Origin of the sequence: Sporolituus thermophilus DSM 23256 (assembly GCF_900102435.1) — a bacterium.
In the GTDB taxonomy this organism is placed as follows: domain Bacteria; phylum Bacillota; class Negativicutes; order Sporomusales; family Thermosinaceae; genus Thermosinus; species Thermosinus thermophilus.
Map to the genome: position 1 here is coordinate 245,797 of NZ_FNBU01000001.1, position 8,724 is coordinate 254,520.

8 protein-coding genes are annotated in these 8,724 nt (G+C 53.4%); all 8 read right to left on the bottom strand.

Going from position 1 to position 8,724, the window contains the following annotated elements; genetic code table 11:
- Positions 1–6: 6 nt before the first annotated feature.
- Positions 7–1,029: a sugar kinase gene (locus tag BLQ99_RS01210; RefSeq protein ID WP_093687325.1), complete on the bottom strand. Its 1,023-nt coding sequence runs from the start codon at positions 1,027–1,029 to the stop codon at positions 7–9.
- Positions 1,030–1,070: 41 nt separating this feature from the next.
- On the bottom strand, positions 1,071–1,721 hold the full coding sequence (locus tag BLQ99_RS01215) for a bifunctional 2-keto-4-hydroxyglutarate aldolase/2-keto-3-deoxy-6-phosphogluconate aldolase (protein ID WP_425440863.1): 651 nt from the start codon (positions 1,719–1,721) through the stop codon (positions 1,071–1,073).
- 161 nt (positions 1,722–1,882) lie between these two features.
- On the bottom strand, positions 1,883–2,194 hold the full coding sequence (locus BLQ99_RS01220) for an AtuA-related protein (RefSeq protein ID WP_093687327.1): 312 nt from the start codon (positions 2,192–2,194) through the stop codon (positions 1,883–1,885).
- Positions 2,195–2,206: 12 nt separating this feature from the next.
- The gene (locus BLQ99_RS01225) at positions 2,207–3,544 is read right to left on the bottom strand and encodes an acyclic terpene utilization AtuA family protein (RefSeq protein ID WP_093687329.1); all 1,338 of its coding nucleotides are present in this window, start codon (positions 3,542–3,544) and stop codon (positions 2,207–2,209) included.
- A gap of 16 nt (positions 3,545–3,560) precedes the next feature.
- Positions 3,561–4,862, bottom strand: coding sequence for a CitMHS family transporter (locus tag BLQ99_RS01230; protein ID WP_093687331.1), 1,302 nt, complete (start codon positions 4,860–4,862; stop codon positions 3,561–3,563).
- A gap of 236 nt (positions 4,863–5,098) precedes the next feature.
- Positions 5,099–6,508 carry a sigma-54 interaction domain-containing protein gene (locus BLQ99_RS01235; protein ID WP_245690203.1) on the bottom strand — a complete coding sequence of 470 codons (1,410 nt, stop codon included), beginning with the start codon at positions 6,506–6,508 and terminating at the stop codon, positions 5,099–5,101.
- A 128-nt stretch (positions 6,509–6,636) separates the two neighbouring features.
- Positions 6,637–7,593, bottom strand: coding sequence for a 3-hydroxyacyl-CoA dehydrogenase family protein (locus BLQ99_RS01240; protein ID WP_093687333.1), 957 nt, complete (start codon positions 7,591–7,593; stop codon positions 6,637–6,639).
- A gap of 24 nt (positions 7,594–7,617) precedes the next feature.
- Positions 7,618–8,721, bottom strand: a complete 1,104-nt coding sequence (locus BLQ99_RS01245) for a TIGR00366 family protein (RefSeq protein ID WP_281240861.1) — start codon at positions 8,719–8,721, stop codon at positions 7,618–7,620.
- Between the last annotated feature and the right edge of the window lie 3 nt (positions 8,722–8,724).

Genomic DNA, 8,724 nt, shown 5'->3' on the forward strand with positions numbered 1-8,724 from the left:
CGATACTTACCGCTGTACGCGGCCCGAGCCATCACCGGCCATGAGCGCCTTAACCTCGCTCACCGTCACATGGTTGTGGTCTCCCTCAATGGTGTGCTTGAGGCAGGACGCGGCTACGGCAAACTCGAGGGCATCCTGGTTGGAATAACCGTTGAGCAGGGCGTAAATCAGGCCGCCGCCGAAGGAGTCGCCGCCGCCGACGCGGTCCACGATGTGGATGGCGTAATTGCGGGAGAAGTAGAATTCGCCGTCTTTGTACAGCATGGCTGCCCAGTTATTGTCCGAAGCGGAGATGCTGCCGCGCAGGGTGATGGCCACGGCCTTGAAGCCAAACCGCTCCGCGAGCTGTTTGGCCACATCCTTGTAGCCCTCATGGCTGAGTTTGCCGCCGATGATGTCGGTATCGGCCGCTTTAATGCCAAACACTTTCTCGGCATCCTCTTCGTTAGCGATGCAAACATCGACATACGGCATATACTGCGCCATGACCTGGCCGGCTTTTTCGCTTGTCCAGAGGTTTTTCCGGAAGTTGAGGTCGCAGCTTACCGTCAGGCCGGCCTCTTTGGCCGCCTTAACCGCATCAAGCACGCATTCGGCCACGTTGTCGCCCAGCGCGGGGGTAATACCGGTAAAGTGGAACCAATTGGCGCCTGCAAAAATTTTAGCCCAGTCAAAGTCTTCCCGCTTGGCTTGGGAAATAGCCGAACCGGCCCGGTCGTAAACCACCTTGGAAGCCCGCTGGGAAGCGCCTTTTTCGCAGAAATAGATGCCCAGGCGCTTGCCGCCTTTGATCATGTAGCGGGTATCAACGCCATAGCGGCGCATTTCGTTGATGGCTGCCTGACCAATGGGGTTGTCGGGCACTTTGGTAACGAAAACGGCCTCTTCGCCGTAATTGGCCAGCGAAACGCAGACATTGGCCTCGCCGCCGCCATACACAACATCAAAGCTGGTGGCCTGCTCAAACCGGAGATAGCCGGGAGGGGACAGCCTTAACATAATTTCGCCAAAACATACTACTTTTGCCATTGCAATACTCCTTTCGCTTTTGCTTGGCGTTTGCCTTATTTTTATTTTTGACCGCGGGCTTCGCGGATTTTGGCAATGAACTGCTGGGCAATGGCCGTGATGGACTCATAGTCGCCCTTCTTGGCGCCGGCCGTGAGGTTGCCGCCTACACCAACGGCCACGCAGCCGGCCTTAATCCATTCGGCCACATTGTCGAGGCTGACGCCGCCGGTCGGCATCATGGGCGCCTGGGGCAGCGGCCCCTTAACCGCCTTAACAAAGGTCGGGCCCATCGACTCGCCGGGGAAGATCTTGATAATATCCGCGCCGGCCTCCATCGCTTCCACGATTTCCTTAATCGTCATGGCCCCGGCCATAATCGGCACTTGGTAGCGGTTACACAGTTTTACGGTTTCCACGTTGAGGGACGGGCTGACGACATACTGCGCCCCGGCCAGAATCGCCGCGCGGGCCGTCTCCGGATCGAGGACGGTGCCGGCGCCGATAATGATTTCGCCGGATTTATAAGTATTGGCCAGTTCTTTGATGACGTCGACCGCCCCCGGGACGGTAAAGGTAATCTCGATTGCGGCCACGCCACCCCTGATGCAGGCGTCGGCGATTTTGCGCGCCTGGTCGGCGTTTTCCGCTCGGACAACGGCCACTAGGCCGGCGTCCACAATTTTTTGCAGCACGGCAAGTTTTGGGATCATATGTATCCACCCTCCGTTTTCAGTGTACCGGTTTAGGAAACCGGTTTATATGTGAAAATTATATTCTCTGCCGGCTTATATTTTCCTGCCAGCAGAGAATGATTTTACGAATTTTTTAATTTCTCCCCGCAATCCTAGTAAGCAACGCGCTAAATGTCGGATCACCGATTATCGGGAATCTCCATGTCCAAAATTGCCGAGCTGAGCGATTTTCCATGAATATCCAGCGCCAAGGTGCGCGTTACGCCCCCGCCAAGCGCCTTATACATGACAAAATTCAGCGCCCCGATATTGGGCAGGGTATAACGGACAACCTCGCCCTGGACGATTTCCGCGAAGTGTTCTCTGACGCGTTCCGCGGTAACGTATTGCTCAAGCAGCGGATAATCGGTTGGATCATAAGCAATCACTGAAATGTTGGCGGTATTTCCTTTGTCGCCGGTACGGGAATGGGCAATTTCCCGAAGTTTCATCTAACCGTCACCTCACACCGTCTCATGATTGACCGTATATTGAACAAGCGCACGGGGAACCAGCGTCGACACCATCGCCACCACTTCCCGGGCGGCCTTGAACGCGCCGGCGCCGCCGGCCGGACCGTTAGTATATAAAGTCTCCACTTCATTGCCGATCCGTACAGCCTCTTTCATGGTCTGTGTCCGGGCGGCAACCCTGACCCGCACCTCGTACGGTTCATGCCCGGCGGACAGCTGCGTGCCGTGCAAGGCGTTGACACCAATCAAATCATAGCGGATTTCCTGATATTGGACTTTGGTCAGCTCCAGCCGTTCCTTTACGATGTCAAGCGCCAGCTGCCCGCGCGCGACCGCGCCAGGACCGGCATAGCTAATCTGGCCTTCGCCAATATAGCTGTCAATATAACCAATAGATACCTTGAGAAAATCGGTCTTAGCCCGGCCTTTTCCGCCCTCAACCAGCACCTGATCTTTGCCAATCTGCGTCAGTCGGACGCCAGTGAAATCCGCGACAACATCTGGCGTGATATACGCTTTGGGATCATGAATTTCATACAGCAGCTGTTCCTTACAGGTAGCAAGGGTGACTGCGCCACCGGCATCGGCAACCTTGGTAATAATAGTTGTGCCGTCTTGCCGGACTTCGGCGACGGGAAAGCCTAGCCGCCCCAGTCCAGGTACGTCTTTATACCCTGGATCGGCAAAGTAACCACCCGTAACTTGGCCGGCACATTCCATTAAATGGCCAATTACCGTAGCCTGCCCGAGAATATTCCAGTCATCTAACGCCCACCCGAATTCATAAATCATAGGCGCCACAAATAAAGCCGGATCAGCCACGCGGCCGGTTATGACCACGTCCGCGCCGCCTTTCAGCGCCTCTACGATGGGTTCGACACCAAGATAGGCATTGGCCGAAACCAGTTTTTCCTTAATCGTTGATAGCTTCTCGCCGGTTTCTTCAATGACGTAATCCTGGCTGCGAATAATATCCAGGACATCATCACCGCAAACTGCGGCAATCTTTAGCCCCTTGATGCCTAGTTTCTGGGCAATTTCTTTAATTTTCCACGCCCCTGCATTGGGATTTGCCGCGCCCATATTGGTAATAATTTTTATCCCCTTTTGCCAGCAAATGGGCAGTACCGCTTCCATTCGCGCTACCAATAAGGGGTCATAGCCTGCTTCGGGATCTTTCATTTTTAGCTGTTGGGCAATGGCAATAGTTCTTTCGGCCAAACATTCAAAACATAAATACTGAATATCGCCTTTTTCCGCCAGTTCCACCGCCGGTTCGATTCTATCACCCGAATAGCCAGCCCCTGAACCTAGCCGTATTTTTTTCATTTCCATCACCTCTGCCTTAAATTGGGAACAAACCAACCAATATCGCTACCACCGTCATTACCAGCGTGGTGGCAAAAGCAAGTGGTATAGTAAGCTTCTGGTGATCACCCCAGTCTACGTTGGTAAGCCCTAGCAACAAAAACGTCGATGGCGTAAGTGGGCTTACCGGAAAGCCAGTCGTCATCTGCCCAAGGATTGCCGCTTGCCCTACCTGAATCGCCGGCACGCCTAGCGTCTTGGCCACTTCAGCGATAATGGGCAAAACACCAAAATAGAAAGAATCCGGATCAAACAGCAGGCTGAGTGGCATCGACAGTATAGCTACCACCACCGGAATGTGTTGAGCCAAGTCTGGCGGTATGAAAGAAACAGCCACATTAGTCATTGCCTTAGTGAAACCAGCCCCTTTCATGATACCCGTAAACGCACCCGCCGCCAAAAGAATGCTACCCATCATGAGCGCCGCCTTGGCATGGGCATCGACTCTTGCCCGCTGCATATTAACATCGGGATAATTTACAAGCAACGCAATCGTAGCCCCAAGCATGAATAATACCGCCGGCGCCACTTTTCCCCAGACCAGGCCGCAGATTACGGCAATGGTAAGGATAACATTTATCCAGAAATTTTGCGGCCGCCGTAATTTCTTTTCCTCATCCGTCAGTTTGCGTTCATAAGCCACTGCCGCGACATCACCGGCAACCGTCCCCAGTCGGGCCGCTTCCCGTTTGCCCAGCCAGTAAGCCACCAGCACCACAAACAGCAGCCCTGCTCCAAGTGCCGGCAGTACAGGGTTAAACAGCTCAGTCACCGGAATTTGCAGGGCCGTGGCCGCCCGCAGTGTTGGGCCGCCCCAGGGCAGAATATTCATGGTGCCTGCCCCCAGCGCCACGACACAAGCCAGTACCCGCCGGTCGATATTCAGCCGCTCGTATAGCGGAAGCATGGCTGGAATGGTTATTAGAAATGTCACCGCTCCTGACCCATCTAAATGGACAATCATTGCCAGGATAGCGCTCCCCACCACAATACGGGTTGGATTGTTACCAACTGACTTTAAGATGCGATTAATAATCGGATCAAACATCCCGGCGTCAGTAATAACGCCAAAAAAGAGTATGGCAAAAATAAACATGGCCACAATGGGAGCAATGCTTTGGATACCACTAACGATAAACTTACCCGTTTCCAGTCCGAACCCCGCCAACAGCGACGCCAAAATTGGCAACAAAATTAAGGCGGTTAATGGTGTCATCCGTTTGGAAATGATTGCCGCCAACAAGACGACAATAGTAATTAAGCCAATGACCGCAAGCATAATTCCTGCCTCCTTTACAAAAAAATGCTCTGCAGTCACTACAGAGCAAAATCCATGCCAACAATGGGTTGCCTTGAAATCCCAGGAATACCGCGGCCCAAAGCTAACCCGCAAACCAGTTATTCTAAATTTTTAGAAGAAAAATTACCCTTGTTAAGGTTTTTCCCGTATTTACGCACCCCGCCAATTTCTAATATATTAGAAAAACCATTGACGCATTTCTAATTTTCTAAAAATTATTGCTCCGCCCGTTCCGTTATCCCCAAAGTTTTCATCTTGTTATACAGTGTAGCCAAGGAAATACCTAAAATTTCGGCTATCCGCCGTTTTCCTTCCACCGTTTCGCCAAAGCGTTGCAACATTGTCTCGATTGTCCGCCGTTCAGCTTCACGCACAATTTCGACCAGAGTCCCGCCTGCGCCATTAAGCGGTTGACTGTTGCCTAGTAACACTTTCGGCAGATGGTTTGGCATAATAACCGTATTCTCGCACATGTTAGCGGCAAACTCGATGGCATTGCGCAGTTCCCTGACATTTCCCGGCCAATGATACCGCATAAGCGCATCATAAGTTTCCGGATGCAACACCAAAGTCCGGCCAATTTTAGCCGAGTATAAGTTAAGGAAGTAATTAGCCAGAATCTTTACGTCAGAGATTCTTTCCCGCAAGGCGGGTAACTGGAGGTTCAAAACGTTAAGACGGTAGTAAAGGTCCTCGCGGAATCGACCCTCCTGGACACAAATGGCCAGGTCTTTATTGGTCGCGGCGATAACCCGTACATTCAAAGGGATTTCGGCCGTTTCCCCGACTCGCCTGATCGACCTTTCTTGTAGTACGCGTAACAACTTTGCCTGTACTTCCAGACTAATCTCCGCAATTTCATCTAACAGGATCGTCCCGCCGTCGGCAATTTCGAAAAGCCCCACCTTCCCGCCTTTTTTCGCCCCGGTAAACGCACCATCTTCGTAGCCAAAAAGCTCACTTTCCACTAAAGATGGCGTTAAAGCGGCGCAATTAACGGCAACAAACGGGCCGGAAGCCCGGGGGCTGGCATTATGTATGGCTTGGGCAAAAACTTCCTTGCCGGTACCACTTTCCCCGGTAATCAGGACATCAGAATCATACTGGGCAATCCGTTCGGCAACGCTGATGACCGCGCGCAACTCGGCACTATCGCCCAATATGTCGCCAAACGTGTATTTGGCCCGGTAAATACGGTCAACCATATTTTTAAGCCGTTTCGTGCGCTTAGCAAATTTCTGCAATTCCTGGGAAAGACGTTGTACTTCTGTTATATCTTTTACGACCGAAACGCCGCCGACAATCTTGCCATCAATAAAAATGGGCGCCATATCCACTACATATTCGATGTCGCCTTCTCGCCGATAAACACCGGCTAGCGGCTTGCCTGACCGTATAACCTGCGGCAATATGGCTCCCGGCCGTACCTCGTGTAGCGGCTTGCCAATAATCTGGTCGTACGTTACGCCGGTAATCCGGGTGTACTCCGGGTTTATGTAGCGGACAATCGAAAACTCGTCGGCAACAAGAACGCCGTCGTAAATCGCATCCAGTATGCTCAAAAACCAATGGACGGTCATTTCCGGGCTTTGCTGGTTTTTTCCTGCCATATCATTACTTTTCACAATATTGCCCTCCCCGCCTAATTACGTCCCATCTAAGACCATTTTACCTTTGGAATAGAGCAATAACAATGCCCCTGTCGACCGCCCGAAAACATCAGGCCGCGGTAAATCCGCGGCCTGTGCCTAGTTTAAAATACCTGTCCTTCTTTATCTTTGCGCAGCCATTCGATAAGCACGCTTTCCCGCGTCTTCTTGACTTTCGCGAGCGCCTCGGGCGTCCAGTCATATAGGCCGGTGCCGGTCTTGGCGCCAAGGGTGCCTTTTTCCACCGCCTCTTTGAGGAGGGGCGATATTTCCGTACTGTTGCAGAGATCGGCCAATAGATAGCTGGAGATATTATAGAAAATATCCAGCCCGCCCAGGTCGGCGCTTTCCAGCGGACCGGTCGTGGCCAGCCGGCGGCCAAGGCTGTACTTCATGGTCGTGTCGACCGCTTCTTTGGAAGCGATGCCGCTTTCGACAATGTACAACGCTTCGCGCAGCAGGGCCAGCTGCAGGCGGTTGCCGATGAAACCCAGGGCTTCCCGGTTGAGGGCTACCGGTTTTTTGCCGATTTTCTCCATTAGTTTCCAGGTGATATCCACCGTTTCTTGTGCCGTATGCTTGCCAGGCACCACCTCGACCAGCGGCACCAGATGCGGCGGGTTCCAGAAGTGAGCTACCACGAATTTGTCCTTGCGCTCAATCGCTTCGGCAATCGCCGTCGGGCTAAGGCCGGAAGTATTGGTGGCAAAGATGGTGTGCGGCCCGCACAGTTTATCCATTTTGGCAAATACTTCCCGCTTGGTTTCCAGGTTCTCGGCGATGGACTCGATGACGAAGTCGGCGCCTTCCGCCGCTTCTTCCAAAGTAGTAACGCCTTTAATCCGATTAATAATGGCGGGAATGTCGGCTTCTTCGACCAGGCCGTGTTCCCGGTAGGTAGCGAGCGCCGCTTTGATGCTGCTGTAGCCGCGCTCGATGCTCGCCGCCGAGCGGCCAAACATGCGCACATTATAGCCGGCCATGGCAAAGGCAAGGGCCGTGCCGAACCCCATCGTGCCGGTACCAAGGTTGCAGATATTCTTGATGTCTGCCAGTTGCATAAATTACCCTCCCAGGATTAAAGTTTAGAACGGTATGAAGGTCAGTCCCAGCAGCATGATAATGCCGATAACAATCCAGGTAATAAAGGTGTAGCCGACGAAGTCCCGGAACTCGAGGCCCACTACCGACATAAACGGCAGGGCCCAGAAGGGCTGGATGAGGTTGACCCAGTCGTTGCCGTAGGCATAGGCGATAACCGTCTTGGCGTGCGGCACGCCAAGCGCCGCCCCGGCCTGAATGATGTACGGCGCTTCAACCGCCCATTTGCCGCCGCCGGACGGGATAAAGTAGCCAATAACGTTGGATAAAATGGCGACAAACGCCGGGAAGGTGGTCGGGGTAGTGAAGCTGATAATCCACTGGGCAAAGACTTCGACCAGGCCGGTGAATTTCATCATGCCGAAAATGCCGGCATAGAAGGGGAACTGGAGCAGCACGCCCCAGCAGGCCGGGGTGGCGGCCTTGACGGCCTTCATCAGGTTGGCCGGCGTACGGTGGAGGAAGATGATGAGCATGAGGAAAATGAAGTTAACCAGGTTGATGTCCAGCGATTTCTTGGCCTCAAAGAAGTGGTAGTACAGGTAAACGATAAACATGATGCCGATGAAGTAGGACAAAATCGGCGTGTACGTCAGCCGTTCGCTGGGCGTGGATATGACCGCCTTGTCGTCTTTGACCACCAGGCTCTGCTCAAGCAGGTCGGGCCGCAGTTGGCGCATGGTGGCAATCATGCTTTCATCCTTGGGCGGGAACACCTTCCAGAACATAAACATAATTGCCAGCATTACGAGCAGCAGCACCCACAGGGTATAGGGTCTAAAGAGCGTTTCGCCAACCGGGATGACGCCCATTTCCTTGACCATGAAGTGGGTCGGGGTGGCAACGAGGAGCGGCACCGAACCCGACAGGCCGACATGCCAGATCATGAAGGTCGAATAGGTAGCGGCCACCAGCAGCTTGTAATGGACTTTGATGCCGCGCAGTTCGGCCTGCCGCGCCAGCTCCCGCGTTAACAGGGCGGCGAAAATCAGGCCGAAGCCCCAGTTGAGATAATACGAGATGGCGGACAAAATCACGCCGTACAGGTAGACCTGCTCGGCCGTGCGGGGCTGGCTGCACAGCGCCACCAG

Excerpts from the sequence above, each read along its gene's own strand:
- BLQ99_RS01210 (WP_093687325.1), bottom strand. The coding sequence starts at position 1,029 with ATGGCAAAAGTAGTATGTTTTGGCGAAATTATGTTAAGGCTGTCCCCT.
- BLQ99_RS01215 (WP_425440863.1), bottom strand. The coding sequence starts at position 1,721 with ATGATCCCAAAACTTGCCGTGCTGCAAAAAATTGTGGACGCCGGCCTA.
- BLQ99_RS01220 (WP_093687327.1), bottom strand. The coding sequence starts at position 2,194 with ATGAAACTTCGGGAAATTGCCCATTCCCGTACCGGCGACAAAGGAAAT.
- BLQ99_RS01225 (WP_093687329.1), bottom strand. The coding sequence starts at position 3,544 with ATGAAAAAAATACGGCTAGGTTCAGGGGCTGGCTATTCGGGTGATAGA.
- BLQ99_RS01230 (WP_093687331.1), bottom strand. The coding sequence starts at position 4,862 with ATGCTTGCGGTCATTGGCTTAATTACTATTGTCGTCTTGTTGGCGGCA.
- BLQ99_RS01240 (WP_093687333.1), bottom strand. The coding sequence starts at position 7,593 with ATGCAACTGGCAGACATCAAGAATATCTGCAACCTTGGTACCGGCACG.